The 15,730-nt window shown below is 73.7% G+C and carries 16 protein-coding genes and 1 pseudogene; 6 read left to right on the top strand and 11 right to left on the bottom strand.

What is annotated here, in order from left to right:
• Positions 1-14: 14 nt before the first annotated feature.
• Genes ABD236_RS30360 through ABD236_RS30340 form a run of 5 tightly spaced genes read left to right on the top strand, consistent with a single transcriptional unit; the run spans position 15 to position 5,599 of the window.
• Positions 15-1,178, top strand: coding sequence for an ADP-ribosylglycohydrolase family protein (locus ABD236_RS30360; protein WP_344079211.1), 1,164 nt, complete (start codon positions 15-17; stop codon positions 1,176-1,178).
• Positions 1,175-2,686 (top strand): ADP-ribosylglycohydrolase family protein, encoded by a 1,512-nt coding sequence (locus tag ABD236_RS30355; protein ID WP_344079209.1) that lies wholly within the window; start codon positions 1,175-1,177, stop codon positions 2,684-2,686. The genes ABD236_RS30360 and ABD236_RS30355 overlap by 4 nt, the downstream gene beginning before the upstream one ends.
• Positions 2,683-3,585, top strand: a complete 903-nt coding sequence (rbsK, locus tag ABD236_RS30350) for a ribokinase (protein ID WP_344079207.1) — start codon at positions 2,683-2,685, stop codon at positions 3,583-3,585. Before ABD236_RS30355 ends, rbsK begins: the two co-directional genes overlap by 4 nt.
• Positions 3,582-4,784, top strand: a complete 1,203-nt coding sequence (locus tag ABD236_RS30345) for a CaiB/BaiF CoA transferase family protein (protein WP_344079205.1) — start codon at positions 3,582-3,584, stop codon at positions 4,782-4,784. The genes rbsK and ABD236_RS30345 overlap by 4 nt, the downstream gene beginning before the upstream one ends.
• Positions 4,781-5,599, top strand: coding sequence for an HpcH/HpaI aldolase/citrate lyase family protein (locus ABD236_RS30340; protein WP_344079203.1), 819 nt, complete (start codon positions 4,781-4,783; stop codon positions 5,597-5,599). The genes ABD236_RS30345 and ABD236_RS30340 overlap by 4 nt, the downstream gene beginning before the upstream one ends.
• A gap of 259 nt (positions 5,600-5,858) precedes the next feature.
• Here ABD236_RS30340 and lgt read toward each other — a convergent pair whose 3' ends face one another.
• From lgt to hisI, 11 genes and pseudogenes are all read right to left on the bottom strand, one after another.
• Positions 5,859-6,770 carry a prolipoprotein diacylglyceryl transferase gene (gene lgt, locus ABD236_RS30335; protein WP_344079200.1) on the bottom strand — a complete coding sequence of 304 codons (912 nt, stop codon included), beginning with the start codon at positions 6,768-6,770 and terminating at the stop codon, positions 5,859-5,861.
• A gap of 271 nt (positions 6,771-7,041) precedes the next feature.
• Positions 7,042-7,851 (bottom strand): annotated as a pseudogene (locus ABD236_RS30330) (DsbA family protein); the annotation flags it as partial.
• 129 nt (positions 7,852-7,980) lie between these two features.
• Positions 7,981-8,796 (bottom strand): tryptophan synthase subunit alpha, encoded by an 816-nt coding sequence (gene trpA / locus ABD236_RS30325; RefSeq protein ID WP_344079198.1) that lies wholly within the window; start codon positions 8,794-8,796, stop codon positions 7,981-7,983.
• Positions 8,793-10,082: a tryptophan synthase subunit beta gene (trpB, locus tag ABD236_RS30320; RefSeq protein ID WP_344079196.1), complete on the bottom strand. Its 1,290-nt coding sequence runs from the start codon at positions 10,080-10,082 to the stop codon at positions 8,793-8,795. Before trpB ends, trpA begins: the two co-directional genes overlap by 4 nt.
• Positions 10,083-10,233: 151 nt before the next feature.
• Complete coding sequence (trpM, locus tag ABD236_RS35110; RefSeq protein ID WP_283143871.1) at positions 10,234-10,377, bottom strand: tryptophan biosynthesis modulator TrpM; 144 nt, start codon at positions 10,375-10,377, stop codon at positions 10,234-10,236.
• 6 nt (positions 10,378-10,383) lie between these two features.
• A complete protein-coding gene (trpC, locus tag ABD236_RS30315) occupies positions 10,384-11,193 on the bottom strand; it encodes an indole-3-glycerol phosphate synthase TrpC (RefSeq protein ID WP_344079194.1) in 810 nt (269 codons plus the stop codon).
• A 148-nt stretch (positions 11,194-11,341) separates the two neighbouring features.
• A complete protein-coding gene (locus tag ABD236_RS30310) occupies positions 11,342-11,773 on the bottom strand; it encodes a DUF2752 domain-containing protein (RefSeq protein WP_344079192.1) in 432 nt (143 codons plus the stop codon).
• 83 nt (positions 11,774-11,856) lie between these two features.
• A complete protein-coding gene (locus ABD236_RS30305; protein ID WP_344079190.1) occupies positions 11,857-12,129 on the bottom strand; it encodes an HGxxPAAW family protein in 273 nt (90 codons plus the stop codon).
• A gap of 128 nt (positions 12,130-12,257) precedes the next feature.
• Positions 12,258-12,905, bottom strand: a complete 648-nt coding sequence (locus tag ABD236_RS30300; RefSeq protein WP_344079188.1) for a TIGR02234 family membrane protein — start codon at positions 12,903-12,905, stop codon at positions 12,258-12,260.
• Positions 12,906-13,086: 181 nt separating this feature from the next.
• Positions 13,087-14,571 (bottom strand): anthranilate synthase component I, encoded by a 1,485-nt coding sequence (locus ABD236_RS30295; RefSeq protein ID WP_344079186.1) that lies wholly within the window; start codon positions 14,569-14,571, stop codon positions 13,087-13,089.
• Between the two features lie 9 nt (positions 14,572-14,580).
• Entirely contained in the window at positions 14,581-14,937 is a 357-nt protein-coding gene (hisI, locus tag ABD236_RS30290; protein ID WP_344079184.1) for a phosphoribosyl-AMP cyclohydrolase, read from the bottom strand.
• Positions 14,938-15,019: 82 nt separating this feature from the next.
• On the opposite strand from hisI, the gene ABD236_RS30285 reads away from it, so the two are divergent.
• Complete coding sequence (locus ABD236_RS30285) at positions 15,020-15,652, top strand: TIGR03085 family metal-binding protein (RefSeq protein WP_344079182.1); 633 nt, start codon at positions 15,020-15,022, stop codon at positions 15,650-15,652.
• The last annotated feature ends 78 nt before the right edge of the window (positions 15,653-15,730 follow it).

The following is a 15,730-nucleotide window of genomic DNA, read 5'->3' as shown; positions in this document are numbered from 1 at the left end:
TGGACAATTCCGGCATGACGCTCACGACGTCGTACACGACGCTCACTCTTGCGGACCGGATCACCGGCGCCCTGGTCGGCGCGGCCGTCGGGGACGCCCTCGGCGGACCCGTCGAGGGCTACACCCCCGAGCAGATCGTGGAGCGGCACGGCGGCCGCGTCCACGGCGTCGTCGGCCCCTGGCACGGGGCCGACTGGCGCACGGCGCGGCCGATCGCCCCGTACCACAAGGGCGACGGACACGTCACCGACGACACCTTGATGACCCATGCGCTGATCCGGGTGTACGAGAAGGTCCGCGACCACCTCGACGCGTACGCGATCGCCGACCACCTCGTCCCCGACCTCATCTCCCGCCCGCTCTGGATCCCCGAACTCGAAGCCGAGACCATCCCGCTGCACCGGATCTTCCTCGCCGAGAAGTGGCTCGTGGCCCGACTGCACTACGGCCACGTCGACCCCCGCGAGGCGGGCACCGGCAACATCGTCAACTGCGGGGCGGCGATGTACATGGCCCCGGTCGGCCTGGTCAACGCGGCCAACCCGGCGGCGGCGTACGCGGAGGCCCTGGACGTGGCGGCGCCGCACCAGTCCTCGTACGGGAGGGAGGCGGCGGCCGTCTTCGCGGCGGCGGTGGCGGCGGCGTGCACACCGGAGGCGACGGCGACGCACGTGGTGGACGCCTGCCTCGCGCTGGCGAAGGACGGCACCCGCGCGGCGATCGAGGCGGTGGCCGAAACGGCCTGCGGCCACACGGACTTCGAGTCGGCCCTCGCGCCCCTGCGGGCGGCGGTGGCCCCCTTCGACACGGTCGGCCCCGACTACCGGTCCCCGTCCCTGGGCGCCCGCCGCCCGTCCCGTCTGCACGCGATCGAGGAGCTCCCCATCGCCCTGGGCATGCTGCTGGTCGCCGACGGCGACTTCCGTACGGCGGTCCTGGGCGCGGTGAACTACGGCCGCGACTGCGACTCCATCGCGACGATGGCGGGCGCGCTGACGGGCGCGCTGCGGGGCGAGGGCCCGATCCCCGCCGCCTGGGCCAAACAGATCGCCGAGGCCAGCCGCCTGGACCTGCACGCGCCCGCGCGGGCGCTGACGGAGGTGGCCCTGGAGGTGTACGAGAAGGACCGCACCCGCCGCACCGCCCACCAGGCGGCGTTCGAGGCCCTGACCCGATGACTCCCCTGCGCGTGACGTGGGTCCAGCCGGAGGACCTGCTCCCGCACGAACTCCGCCAGGCGGCCGAGGGCGGCCGCGAGGCGGCCGGGATCGCGGCCCGCTGGAAGGCGGCGGGCGGCACCCCGACGCCCCTCCCCGGCGGCGCGTCCCCCCTCCCGGCTCCCCCGCACCTGCGAGCCCTGGCGATCGACCTCCTGGACGAACTGGCGCGGCTGCCCAGCCCGTTGACCCGCCAGGAACCGACAGACCTGGCAGCGATCAGATCAACGACACCGAATTGGCCGAACAGCCCCCGGACCACCCCGCGCACCCCACCCACCCCAGGGAACGAAACCACCCCCACCCCGCCCACCCACCCACGGGGGCGGAGCCTCCGGCACCCCACCGAGGGCCAGGGGGCAGAAATCAACCGCCTGCACGCCGCCTGGCTGGGCCGCGCCGTCGGCTGTCTCCTCGGCAAGCCCGTCGAGAAGCTCCCCCTGGAAGGGATCCGCGCCCTCGCCCGGGCCACCGGCAACTGGCCCCTGCACACCTGGTTCACCGCCCGCGGCCTCCCCGCCGAGCTCACCGCCGCCCACCCCTGGAACCGCCGCTCCGCACCGACCTCCCTCGCCGAGAACATCGACGGCATGCCCGAGGACGACGACCTCAACTACCCCCTCCTCGGGCTGCTCCTCCTCCAGCGCCACGGCCCGGCGTTCACCACCGAGGACGTGGCCCGGCTGTGGCTGGACGAGCTCCCGGCGGGGCGGACGTTCACCGCGGAGCGCGTCGCGTACCGCAACCTCCTCGACGGCATCGAGCCCCCGCACACCGCCACCCACCGCAACCCCTTCCGCGAGTGGATCGGCGCGGCCATCCGCGCCGACGTCCACGGCTGGACCAACCCGGGCGACCCCGCGACCGCCGCCGAGCAGGCGCACCGCGACGCCGTCCTCACCCACACCGCCAACGGCGTGTACAGCGCGATGTTCACGGCCGCGGCGATCTCCCTGGCGGCCACCGGCGCGTACGACGTACACGGCTGTCTGGACGGCGGCCTCACCGTGGTCCCCCCGCGCTCCCGCCTCGCCGAGGCGGTCCGCCTCGGCATCCGGCTCGCCCGCGAAGAAGACGACTTCGACACCGTCGTCGACCGGCTCCACGCGGCCCTCGGCGCGTACCACTGGGTGCACTCCGTCCCCAACGCCGCCCTGCTCGCCGCCGCCCTCACCCACGCCGACGGCGACTTCTCCGGCTCCATCTGCCGCGCGGTGTCCGGCGGCTGGGACACCGACTCCAACGGCGCCACCGCCGGTTCGCTCGCGGGGCTCCTCGCGGGGCGCCCGGACGCGCTGCCCGCCCCCTGGACCGCGCCGCTGAGGAACCGCCTCGCCACGAGCGTCGCCGGCTTCGACGGCACCGGCTTCGACACCCTCGCGGAACTGACCGCACGACTGACCGCACGACTGACCACCCACGTGGCGGCACAGCCCCATCCCACCCCCCAGGAGGTACGGACCGTATGACCCGCATCGCGGTGCTCGGCAGCACCAACATGGACCTGGTCGCCTATGTGGCGACCGCCCCGCGCCGCGGCGAGACCGTCACCGGTCACGAATTCCGTACGATCCCGGGCGGCAAGGGCGCCAACCAGGCCGTCGCCGCGGCCCGCGCCGGCGCCGACGTGGCGCTCATCGGGGCCGTCGGCACGGACGAGTTCGGCACCCGCCTTCGGGCCGCGCTGGACGGCTCGGGCGTCGACACCGACCTCGTGCGCACCACCGAGGGCCCGTCCGGCACCGCCCATATCGTGGTCGACGCGGCCGGCGGCAACGCGATCGTCGTCATCCCCGGCGCCAACGCCTCCGTCACCCACCTCGGCCCCGGCGACGAGGCCCTGATCGCGGGCGCCGAATCGCTGCTGCTCCAACTGGAGCTGCCGATGGACACGGTGGTCGAGGGCGCCAGGGCGGCCCGCCGGCACGGGGTGCGGACGGTCCTCACCCCCTCCCCCGTCCAGCCGCTGCCGCCGGAACTCCTCGCCGCGACCGACCTGTTGGTGGCCAACGAGCACGAGGCCACCTCGCTCACCGGCCTCGACGACGCGAAGGCCGCAGCCCGCGCGCTGCTGGAACTGGTCCCCGAGGTCGTGGTCACGCTCGGCTCCCGGGGCAGTCTGTACGCGGCCCGCGGCCAGGACCCGGTGGCGGTCCCGGCGCCCGAGGTGACCGCGGTCGACACGACGGGCGCGGGCGACACCTTCGTCGGCGCGCTCGCCGTCGCCCTCGGCGAGGGCCGGGCGATGCCCGAGGCACTGGCCTGGGCCTCGCAGGCCGCCGCGCTCTCGGTCCAGCGCCCGGGCGCGGTGGCCGCCATGCCGTACCGCAAGGAGATCGACGAGGCCTCGGCCGGAGCCGAACGGTGACGGCTGCCCCGCCCGCCCCTCCCCTGCGACGGCTGCGGGTGCTCGACCTCGCCACCCTCTTCGCCGGGCCGCTCGCGGCGACCATGCTCGGCGACTTCGGCGCGGAGGTCATCAAGGTCGAGCACCCCCGCCGCCCGGACCCCTCGCGCGGCCACGGCCCCGCCAAGGACGGCGTGGGGCTCTGGTGGAAGCTGCTCGGCCGCAACAAACGGACGATCACCCTCGATCTGTCCACGCCCGGCGGCCGCGACACACTGCTGCGGCTCGCCGCCTCCGCCGACGTGGTCATCGAGAACTTCCGCCCGGGCACCCTGGAGCGCTGGGGCCTGGGCTGGCCCGAACTGGCCGCCGCCAACGACCGATTGGTGCTGGCCCGGGTCACCGGCTTCGGCCAGTACGGGCCGTACGCCCACCGCCCCGGCTTCGGCACCCTCGCCGAGGCGATGAGCGGCTTCGCCGCCGCCACCGGCGAGCCCGACGGCCCGCCGACGCTGCCGCCGTTCGGCCTCGCGGACTCCATCGCCGCGCTGGCCACCGCGTACGCCGTGCTGACCGCCCTCACCGCGCGCGCCGCCACCGGGCGCGGACAGGTGATCGACATGGCGATCATCGAGCCGATCCTGACCGTCCTCGGCCCGCAGCCCCTCTGGTACGACCAGCTCGGTTACGTCCAGCCGCGCACCGGCAACCGCTCCCGCAACAACGCCCCGCGCAACACCTACCGTACGGCGGACGGCAGTTGGGTCGCCGTCTCCACCTCCGCCCAGTCGGTGGCCGAGCGGGTGATACGGCTGGTGGGCCGCCCGGAGCTGATCGAGGAACCGTGGTTCGCGAGCGGGTCGGGGCGGGCCGAGCACGCGGACGTCCTGGACGAGGCGGTGGGCCACTGGATCGGGCGGCGCACCCGGGAGGAGGCGATGACGGCGTTCGAGAAGGCGGAGGCCGCGATCGCGCCGGTCTACGACGTCCGCGAGGTGATGGCGGACCCGCAGTACCGCGCACTGGACACGCTCACCACGGTCGACGACCCGGAGCTCGGCCCGCTCCGGATGCAGAACGTCCTCTTCCGCCTCTCCGAGACCCCGGGCGCGATCCGCTGGGCGGGCCGCCCCCACGGTGCGGACACGGACGAGGTCCTGTCCGAACTGGGCCTGTCGGCCCCGGAGATCAGGGCGCTGCGGCGGGCGGGGGTGCTGTGACGACGATCCCGCTCACCTGGCTGTACGCGCCCGGCGACCGGCCGCAGGTGGTCGAGAAGGCGCTGTCGGCCGGGGCGGACGTGGTGATCGTGGACCTGGAGGACGCGGTGGCGCCGAACCGCAAGGAGTACGCGCGGGCGGCGACGGCCGAGCTGCTCGCCGAGCCGCTGTCCACGCCGGTCCACGTACGGGTGGCCACGGAGGCGGACGTCCTCGCCGTGGCCGGGCTGCCCGGCCTCTCCGGTCTGCGCCTGCCCAAGGTCACCGACGCGCTCCAGGTCCAGCGGGTCGCGGGCCTGGCCCCCGGCGTCGGCCTCCACCCGCTGCTGGAGAGCGCGCTGGGGGTGGAGCACGCGTACGTGATCGCCCGCGCCCACGACGCCGTGCGGGGCATCGCGCTGGGCGAGGCGGATCTCTGCGCGGATCTGGGAGTACGCAACGAGTCGGGGCTGGACTGGGCGCGGAGCCGGGTGGTGGTGGCGGCGCGGGCGGCGGGTCTGGCGCCGCCGGTCCAGTCCGTGTACCGGCACATCAGCGATCTGGCGGGGCTGGCGGCGTCCTGTGCGCACGGGCGCTCGCTGGGGTTCCTCGGGCGGGCGGCGATTCATCCGGCGCAGCTGCCGGTGATCGAGCGGGCGTATCTGCCGCCGGCGGTGGAGGTGGCGGCGGCGGAGGAGGTGCTGTCGGCGTCTCCCACGGAGACGGGGGCGCTGGCGCTGGCGGATGGGCGTTTTGTGGATGCGGCGGTGGTGGAGGCTGCGCGGCGCACGCTGGCCCTGTCCGGGCGGGATGCCCCCACCCCACCCGTCCCCTAAACCCTCCGGGGGCACCCCCACACCCCACTACGCGTTCGTCTGCGGGCCGGTGGCCGCTTCTCGCGCAGTTCCCCGCGCCCCTTGATGTGCCCGGTCTTCGTCTGCGGGCCGGTGGGGGCTGGTCGCGCAGTTCCCCGCGCCCCTTAGGTAGGGGGCCGCAGCCAGAACACCCGGCTCAGCCACAGATCTTTTAGGGGCGCGGGGAACTGCGCGAGCAACCCGCCACACACCCGCAGACGAAGGCCGGGCCCTACGAACCTCAGCTCTTGCTCGGCGTGCCGTTCTCCGACGGCTCGGGCTTCTCGGCCTCGGCCTCGGGCGCCACATCCGACGCCGCGTCGTCAGACGGCGCCTCCGGCGCAGACGGCTCCACGACATCCTCCCGCCCCGGCCGCACCCGCGACGAAATCACGATGTACGTCACGGCGAGCACGAACACCGTGATCGCGGTCCAGTCGTTGAGGCGCAGGCCCAGGACGTGGTGGGCCTCGTCGACCCGCATGTACTCGATCCAGCCGCGCCCCACGCAGTACGCCGCCACGTACAGCGCGAACGCCCGCCCGTGGCCCAGCTTGAAGCGGCGGTCCGCCCAGATCACCAGGAAGCCGACGCCGACGCACCACAGCGACTCGTACAGGAACGTGGGGTGGTACGTGCCCGCGACCCGGTTCGTGCCCTCGGAGATCTTCAGTGCCCACGGCACATCCGTCGGCTTGCCGTACAGCTCCTGGTTGAACCAGTTGCCCCAGCGGCCCACCGCCTGGGCGAAGGCGATGCCGGGGGCCAGCGCGTCGGCCCAGGCCGGCAGCGGGATGCCCCGGCGGCGGCAGCCGATCCACGCGCCCACCGCGCCGAACGCGATCGCGCCCCAGATGCCGAGCCCGCCCTGCCAGATCTTGAAGGCGTCGACCCAGTCCTCACCGTCGCTGAAGTACAGCTGGTAGTCGGTGATGACGTGGTAGAGCCGGCCGCCGACGAGGCCGAAGGGCACCGCCCAGACGGCGATGTCGGCCACGGTGCCGGCTCTGCCGCCCCGGGCGACCCAGCGCTTGTTGCCGTACCAGACGGCGACGAAGACACCGATGATGATGCAGAAGGCATAGCCGCGCAGCGGGATGGGTCCGAGGTGGATCACGCCGGTCGACGGGCTGGGAATGAAGGCGAGGTTCATGGCAGGGTCGACGCTACCCTGCCGGGCGGGCGGTCGGACCACCCACCCGGCAACTTATGAGTAACGAGCGGCGGGCAGGGGCCTAGGGGGCCTCGGGGTCGGCCGGAGCCGCGCCCGCGCCCGCGTGGGCCCCCGGGTGCACCGGGGCCGCCGCCGGGGACTTCTTGGGGGCCGCCCCCGGCACATGCGGCGCCGACTTGGGCCGGGGCGTCCCGGACACCGCGGGCCCGCCCGCCGGCGGCGAGCTCGGGGCCACCGCGGCGCCCGGCCGCGCCGGAGAGGCCGAGCCCGGCTGTTTGCCCTTGTTCGCCTCGGCGACCCACTTCTTCAGGTTCGCCGGGCTGATCTGCTCGCTGCCCTTCTGCGGGAAGACCGACTCCCCGTTCAGCTGGACCGTCGGGGTGCCGCTGAAGCCGCCGTTCTGGAAGGCGTCGTTGGACTTGGTGACCCAGCTGTTGTGCCTGCCCTCCTCCACACAGGAGCGGAAGGTGGCCGTGTCCAGGCCGGGGACCTTCTGGGCGAGCTCGATCAGCTTGCTGTTCTTGGCGAACGCGTCGTCCGTCTCCTGGGGCTGGTTGCTGTAGAGCACGTCGTGGTACGCCGAGAACTTCCCGGCGTCCTGTGCGCAGCCCGCCGCGTTCGCCGCGTGCAGCGAGCCGCTGCCGCCGAGGTTGCGGTCGATCAGGGTGGCGAGGTGGTACTGGACGCGGAGCTGTCCGCTGCCCTCCAGCTCGTGGACCGTCGACCGGAAGCTGTTCTCGAACGCGGCGCAGGCCGGGCAGCGGAAGTCCTCCCAGACCGTGAGCGTGGACGGCGCGTCGGCGGCGCCCACCGGGATGGCCAGGTTGTCCTTGCCCTCTGCCCCGGCGGGCGCGAGCAGCGGGCCCGCCGGGTTCTTCTTGCCGCCGCTCTTGGTGTTGGCGGCGATCACGCCGATCACCGCGGCCAGCCCGAGGACGCACACCACCGCCGCGGCGACGATCATCGTGCGTCTGCGGCGGTCCTGGGACCGCTGCCGCTCGCGCTCCTGGGCCAGCCGCTCGCGGGCCGTTCTCTTGCCTTCTTGGTTCTTCTCGCTCACACCCGCAGAACGAACCGGGGAGGCACCCACGTGCCTCCCCGGTCCCAGATCCACCCGTACGAGCTAACGCGTTCCGGGTCCGCCCGACCCGGGCGGGGTCACGGAGCGTGGCGCGTCCGGCCTACACCCTTACGGCGTACGGCGTACGCCCTGCGCCAGTTCACCCGCGAGGGCGCGCACGGCGGCCAGGCCGCTGTCGTGGTCGGCCGCGTCGAGGAGCCGCTGGACGAACGCCGAGCCGACGATCACGCCGTCCGAGAAGGCGGCGACCTCGCGGGCCTGCTCGGCGTTCGAGACGCCGAGGCCGACGCAGACCGGCAGCTCGGTGGTGGCGCGGGTGCGCCGCACCAGGTCCTCGGCCTGGGCGCCGACGGACGCGCGCGTGCCGGTGACCCCCATCAGGGATGCCGCGTACACGAAGCCGGAGCCGGCCGCCGTGATCTTCGCGAGCCGCTCGTCCTTGCTGCTCGGCGCGACCACGAAGACCGTGCCGAGGCCGTGCTTGTCGGCGTGCTCGCGCCACAGCGCGGACTCCTGGACCGGCAGGTCGGGCAGGATGCACCCGGCGCCGCCCGCCTCGGCCAGCTCGGCGGTGAAGCGCTCCACGCCGTACCGGTCAATGGGGTTCCAGTAGGTCATCACCAGCACCGGCTTGCCGGTGGCGGCGTGCGCCTCGCGGACCGTGCGCAGCACGTCGGCGATCTTCACCCCGCCCTTGAGGGCGATGTCGTCGGCGGTCTGGATGACCGGCCCGTCCAGCACCGGGTCGCTGTGCGGCAGCCCGACCTCGACCACGTCGGCGCCGCCGTCGAACACGGCCTTGATCGCCTCGATGCCACCGTCGACGGTCGGGAACCCGGCCGGCAGATAGGCGATGAGCGCGGCCCGGTCCTCGGCCTTCGCCTTGGCGAGGGTGTCGCTCAGCAGTCGCACGTTCCCGCTCACTTCGCGTCTCCCTCGATCTCGGCGAGGCCTGCGGCGTCGGCGGCCACCTCGGCGTCGGTGCCGTACAGCCCGAAGTAGCGGGCCGCCGTGTCCATGTCCTTGTCGCCGCGCCCGGACAGGTTGACCAGGAGCAGCCCGTCCCTGCCCAGCTCCCGGCCGACTTCGAGGGCGCCCGCGAGGGCGTGCGCCGACTCGATCGCCGGGATGATGCCCTCGGTGCGCGAGAGCAGCCGCAGCGCCTGCATCGCCGCGTCGTCGGTCACCGCGCGGTACTCGCCGCGGCCGGTGTCCTTGAGGTAGGAGTGCTCGGGCCCGATGCCCGGGTAGTCCAGACCGGCCGAGATCGAGTAGGGCTCGGTGATCTGGCCCTCCTCGTCCTGGAGTACGTACGAGCGCGAGCCGTGCAGGATGCCCGGCTCGCCCGCGGTCAGGGTCGCCGCGTGCTCGCCGGTCTCGACGCCGTGCCCGGCCGGCTCGCAGCCGATCAGGCGGACGCCCGCGTCCGGGATGAAGGCGTGGAAGAGCCCGATGGCGTTGGAACCGCCGCCCACGCAGGCGACGGCCGCGTCCGGGAGGCGTCCGGCGCGCTCCAGGATCTGGCGGCGGGCCTCGACGCCGATGACCCGGTGGAAGTCGCGGACCATGGCCGGGAACGGGTGCGGGCCCGCGACCGTGCCGAAGAGGTAGTGGGTGCGGTCCACGTTGGCGACCCAGTCGCGGAACGCCTCGTTGATGGCGTCCTTCAGGGTGCGGCTGCCGGACTTCACGGGGACGACCTCGGCGCCGAGCATCCGCATCCGGGCGACGTTCAGCGCCTGGCGCTGGGTGTCGACCTCGCCCATGTAGATGGTGCACTCCAGGCCGAAGAGGGCGCAGGCGGTCGCGGTGGCGACGCCGTGCTGGCCCGCGCCGGTCTCGGCGATGACGCGGGTCTTGCCCATGCGCTTGGTGAGCAGCGCCTGGCCGAGGACGTTGTTGATCTTGTGCGAGCCGGTGTGGTTGAGGTCCTCGCGCTTGAGGAAGACCCGGGCGCCGCCCGCGTGCTCGGCGAACCGGGGCACCTCGGTGAGCGCGCTCGGCCGGCCCGTGTAGTTGACCATGAGGTCGTTGAGCTCGGCGGCGAAGGCGGGGTCGGCCTTGGCCTTCTCGTACTCCACGGCGACCTCGTCGACCGCGGCGACGAGGGCCTCGGGGATGAACTTGCCGCCGAAGCTGCCGAAGTACCCCTCGGCTGTGGGGACTTGACCCTCCGGGTCCGGGATGAAGAACTCGTGCTCTTGGGACATGGGGATACCTCCCCGGGGCGGCTTCGGCCCCGGTCCTGGGTTGGCGTGTGGTCGCGTACGCCGAGCGCCGTGGTGGGTGCGCGTGGACTGCGTCCGGCCTTGGTCGTCGGCCGGTCGCGCAGTTCCCCGCGCCCCTTGGGGGGCACTCAGCTCAGCGGCGACGCCATCGCATCCCGTTGACCTGGCCCGGCTCATCGCCGATCACATACCGCACGCGTCGCCCGTGCACCCGGCGTGCGGGTGCGCGGCAGCCGCGCGGGCGGCAGCCGGGGGCGAGGCGGGCGGCGATGGGCATCGGCGGTCAGTTCCGCCCGTGCCGCAGGGCCGGGTGGGCGCCGGCGGCGACCAGGTCGGCGACGGCCGCCCGCGGGTCCTTGCCGGTGACCAGGGACTCGCCGACCAGCACGGCGTCCGCGCCGGCGTTGGCGTAGGCGATCAGGTCGTGCGGGCCGCGCACCCCCGACTCGGCGATCTTGACGATGTGCGAGGGGATCTCCGGGGCGACGCGCTCGAAGGTGGTGCGGTCCACCTTGAGGGTCTTCAGGTCACGCGCGTTGACGCCGATGATCTTGGCGCCGGCGTCGACCGCCCGCTCCACCTCCTCCTCGTCGTGCACCTCGACCAGCGGGGTGAGCCCGATGGACTCGGCCCGCTCGATCAGCGAGACCAGGGCCGGCTGCTCCAGCGCGGAGACGATCAGCAGCGCCAGGTCGGCCCCGTACGCCCGGGCCTCCCACAGCTGGTACGCGGTGACGATGAAGTCCTTGCGCAGCACCGGGATGTCGACCTTGGCGCGAACCGCCTCCAGGTCGGCCAGCGAGCCGCCGAAGCGGCGCTGCTCGGTGAGCACGGAGATGACGGCGGCGCCGCCCGCCTCGTAGTCGGCCGCCAGGCCCGCGGGGTCGGCGATGGCCGCCAGCGCGCCCTTGGACGGGCTGGAGCGCTTGACCTCGCAGATGACCTTGACGCCCTCGCCGCGCAGGGCCGCGACGGCGTCCCGGGCCTGGGGCGCCTTGGCGGCACGCTCCTTGAGCTCGTCGAGGCCGACCCGCGCCTGCCGCTCCGCCAGATCGGCGCGCACGCCCTCGATGATCTCGTCGAGCACACTCACGCGAGCGGCCCCCTTCCAGGACGGTGACGTTGACGATCGGCCAGGATCAGCCATGACGATGGTATCCGTACCAGAGCGAAGGGCCCGCATCCGGTTGACGCCCGTCCCACTCCTCGGACAGCCGCGACGTGGGGAGATATACGGAATGTCACGGCGCCAGCACAGACCCGAACGGTAGATTCCGGACAACCGAGAAGATCAGCAGCACCGCGCCGATGCCCCACCAGTGGGCGTCCTTGAGGTCGAAGCGGACCGGTAGCCCGCGCGTGGCGCGGACGGCCCAGACCACCCAGAGCACCGCGAAGAGCACATAACCGGCCACAGCCAGCGCGTTGGCCCCCAGCGCCGCGCCGAAGTCGCCGGTGATGAAGTCATGGGCGCTGCGCAGCCCGCCGCAGCCGGGGCAGTAGATCCCGGTGAGCCGCAGGAGCGGGCAGACGGGGTAGTGGCCGGGCTCGTTCGGGTCGACGGCGCCCACGTACGCGAAGGCGGCGGCGACTCCGGCGAGGGTGCCCAGCGGCACCAGCAGCCGCCGGGCGGCGGCGGGGGCCGAGCGGGCGGGGGTCGGGGTGGCGTCCACGCCGTGATTGTCCCCGTTCACGCCGAGAGGCGCAGCCCCGGGGGGCCGCGCCTCGTCGTCCACGTACAGCGTGCTGAGGAGGGTCAGCGGGCCTCGGCCAGGCGGGCGCGGGCCTTGGCACCGGCGGCCTCGCGTGCCGCGGCCATCTCCGCGGACTCCTTCGGGGTGCCCATGCCGGCCATCTTCATGACGCCGCCGACGACCGCGCCGAGCAGGGTGAGCGCGGTACCGGCCCAGAAGCCGACCGGGTTGGCGGCGACGATGAAGACCGAGGCCGCACAGAAGCCGATGAAGGAGATGATGACACCGGTCCAGGCGGCCGGGGTGTGTCCGTGGCCGCCGCTGCTGCCCGCCATGAGTTGCTCCTCGTTGGTGAATCTCTGGGTCGCGGAGTCGGCCGCGTCCGGGGACGGCGACCGCTCACCGACCATTGTCGCGCACCCGCGCGCGTGCCCCGAGCCTGGGGTGGCCGCCGTGGGGGAGCTCACACTCCGGTCGGGTCCTCGCCCCGGTCCAGCGCCTTCCACAGCTCCTCGGGCCGGTCCGGGTCCCTGACCGGGCGGGCCTTGCGGGGGCGGGGGCTGCCGTCGCGCTCGTAGCGCCCGCCCATCGCGGGCCAGGCGGCGCCGAACCGCAGCGCGAGCAGCCCGGCGACCAGCAGCAGCAGACCGCCCGCGAAGGTGACGTAGGGCCAGGCGGTGTGGGTCAGACCGCCGATGGTCGCGGCGGCGTCGCCGCTGGTCCTGGCGGCCTTCTCGTCGAGCGCGGAGGCGTCGTCGGCGCCGAGGAACGCGGCGAGCGCGGCCCCGGCGCCGCTGAGCGCGAGCATGCCGGAGACCAGCAGCCGGCCGGCCCGGCGGACCGCGAACACCGCGACGAGCGCGGCGAGTCCGACGATCGCGAGGGCGGCGGGCACGCCCGTCACGTTCTGCCCGGTGGCCCGCAGCGGCACCGAGCCGCCCCCGACGGCGGCGTGGCCCTCGGCCCAGGTCTGCCCGGAGGCGAGCAGGACGACGGCGGCCCCGGCGGCGCCGAGGAACAGGGCGGCGGCGAGGGTGCGGCGGCCTCCGGCCCGGGGGGGCGCGGATTCGGCACGCGACTGGGGTTCGGGTACGGCACTCACGTACTCCACTATCGCCTGCGCGGCGGTGATCTTGTCAGCCGGGGTGTGTTATGGCGTGAAATCTCTCGGCGAGAACGTCGGCTGCGGACCGTGGACGGCCGGTCGCGCAGTTCCCCGCGCCCCTGACTGCCCAGGGGCGCGAGCAACCCACCACTCACCCGCAGACAAAGACCGGGCACAAAAAGGAGCGCTAGCCGCCGAGTCGGTTCGCCGTGTGGACGGCGCGCAGCACCGCCGCCGCCTTGTTGCGGCACTCGTTGTCCTCGGCCACCGGGTCGGAGTCCGCCACCACTCCCGCGCCGGCCTGGACGTACGCCGTGCCGTCGCGCAGCAGGGCCGTGCGGATGGCGATGGCGGTGTCGGAGTCGCCCGCGAAGTCGAGATAGCCCACACAGCCGCCGTAGAGGCCGCGCCGGCTCGGCTCCAGCTCCTCGATGATCTGCATCGCGCGCGGCTTGGGCGCGCCGGAGAGCGTCCCGGCCGGGAAGGAGGCGGTGAGGACGTCGAAGGCGGTGCGGCCCGGGGCGACCCGGCCGGTCACCGTCGACACGATGTGCATGACGTGCGAGTACCGCTCGATCGACATGAAGTCGACGACCTCGACGCTGCCCGGCTCGCAGACCCGGCCCAGGTCGTTGCGGCCCAGGTCCACCAGCATCAGGTGCTCGGCCCGCTCCTTGGGGTCGGCGAGCAGCTCCTCGGCGAGGTCGTTGTCCTCCTGCGGGGTGGCGCCGCGGTGCCGGGTGCCGGCGATGGGGTGGACCATGGCCCGCCCGTCCTCGACCTTGACGAGGGCCTCGGGGCTCGATCCCACGACGTCGAAGCCGTCGAAGCGGAAGAGGTACATGTACGGGGACGGGTTGGTGGCCCGCAGCACCCGGTAGACGTCGAGGGCACTGGCGGTGCAGGGCGTCTCGAACCGCTGCGAGGGCACCACCTGGAAGGCCTCGCCCGCGCGGATGCGCTCCTTGATGTCCTCGACGGCGTCCTGGTACGCCTTGCCGCCCCACAGCGCGGTGTACTCCGGCAGCACGGACGGCGGGAGGGCGACCGGCGCGTACTCGACGGGCTTCGCCAGGTCCGCCTCCATGGCGTCCAGGCGGGCCACGGCGTCCGCGTACGCCTCGTCGACGCCGGTGTCCAGGTCGTTGTGGTTGATCGCGTTGGCGATCAGCAGCACCGAGCCGGCCCAGTGGTCCAGGACCGCGAGGTCCGAGGTGAGCAGCATGGTCAGCTCGGGCAGCCGGAGGTCGTCGCCGCCGTGCTCGCCGATCTTCTCCAGCCGGCGCACGATGTCGTAGCCGAGGTAGCCGACCATGCCGCCGGTGAACGGCGGCATTCCGGCGGCCAGGTCGCGCGGGGTGTGCAGTGCCTCCACGGTGGCCCGCAGGGCTTCGAGCGGATCGCCCGAGGTGGGGACGCCGACGGGCGGGGTGCCCAGCCAGTGGGCCTCGCCTTCGCGGGCGGTGAGCGTCGCGGCGGAGCGCACGCCGACGAAGGAGTAGCGCGACCAGGAGCGGCCGTTCTCGGCGGACTCCAGCAGGAAGGTGCCGGGACGCTCGGCGGCGAGCTTGCGGTAGAGCCCGACGGGGGTGTCGCCGTCCGCGAGGAGGCGGCGGCTGACCGGGATGACGCGGCGGTCCACCGCGAGCTTGCGGAAGGTTTCGAGATCCATGGCGCGACCCTACTGAGCGGGGGCGGGCAGCAGGACGTCGGCGTCGAAGCATGTCCGATCACCGGTGTGGCAGGCGGCGCCGACCTGGTCGACCTTGACCAGCAGCGTGTCGCCGTCGCAGTCCAGCGCGACGGACTTCACCTGCTGGAAATGACCGGAAGTGTCCCCCTTCACCCAGTACTCGTTCCGGCTGCGCGACCAGTAGGTGCAGCGGCCGGTGGTCAGGGTGCGGTGCAGGGCCTCGTCGTCCATCCAGCCGAGCATGAGCACCTCGCCGGTGTCGTACTGCTGGGCGATGGCCGGGACCAGTCCATCGGCCGTCCGCTTCAGGCGGGCGGCGACGGCGGGGTCGAGAGTGCTGGTCATGGGCCCATTGTGCCGTGGCGCGGGGGCGCGGCGGCGGTGCGTCCACTGGGCGGACGTGGATACGGGTCGTACGCTGGCCCCCATGTCGACCCATGCCAAGCGTGAACGACTCCTGCTGGCCGACCTGTTGGAGGCGGCGGGCCCCGAGGCCCCGACCCTCTGCGAGGGCTGGACCACGCGCGACCTCGCGGCCCATCTGGTGGTCCGCGAGCGCCGCCTGGACGCGGCGGGCGGGATAGTGCTGGGCGCGCTGAAGTCCCGGCTGGACCGGGTGCAGACGGAGTTCGCCGCGAAGCCGTACGAGGAGCTGGTGCGGCTGTTCCGTACGGGGCCGCCGAAGTACTCGCCGTACAACCTCAAGCAGGTGGACGAGGGGGCGAACGCGATCGAGTTCTACGTCCACGGCGAGGACGTCCGCCGGGCCCAGCCCGACTGGACGCCGCGGCCGGTGGACCCGGTGTTCGCGGACGTGCTCTGGTCCCGGCTGGAGAAGATGGCGCGGCTGATGGGGCGCCGCTCGCCGGTGGGCCTGGTGCTGCGCCGCCCCGACGGGCAGACGGCGGTGGCTCGGCGGGGGGTGCCGGTGGTGACGGTCACGGGGGAGCCGGGGGAGCTGGCCCTGTTCGCGTCGGGACGCCAGAGCGCGGCGGATGTCCGCACCGAGGGCGACAAGGATGCGGCGGCGCGGGCGCTGGAAGCGAAGCTGGGGGTGTGACCCCGGGGTATCCCCCACCCCGCCCCTTCCCGAAAGCCTCCGGCGGTGGGTGCTTCGGCTGCGGACCGTGGGTGGCTG

The organism is Streptomyces crystallinus, from assembly GCF_039521265.1.
GTDB lineage: Bacteria > Actinomycetota > Actinomycetes > Streptomycetales > Streptomycetaceae > Streptomyces > Streptomyces crystallinus.
Note: the sequence above shows the minus strand (reverse complement) of the source record. Positions and strands in the feature narration are given on the sequence as shown.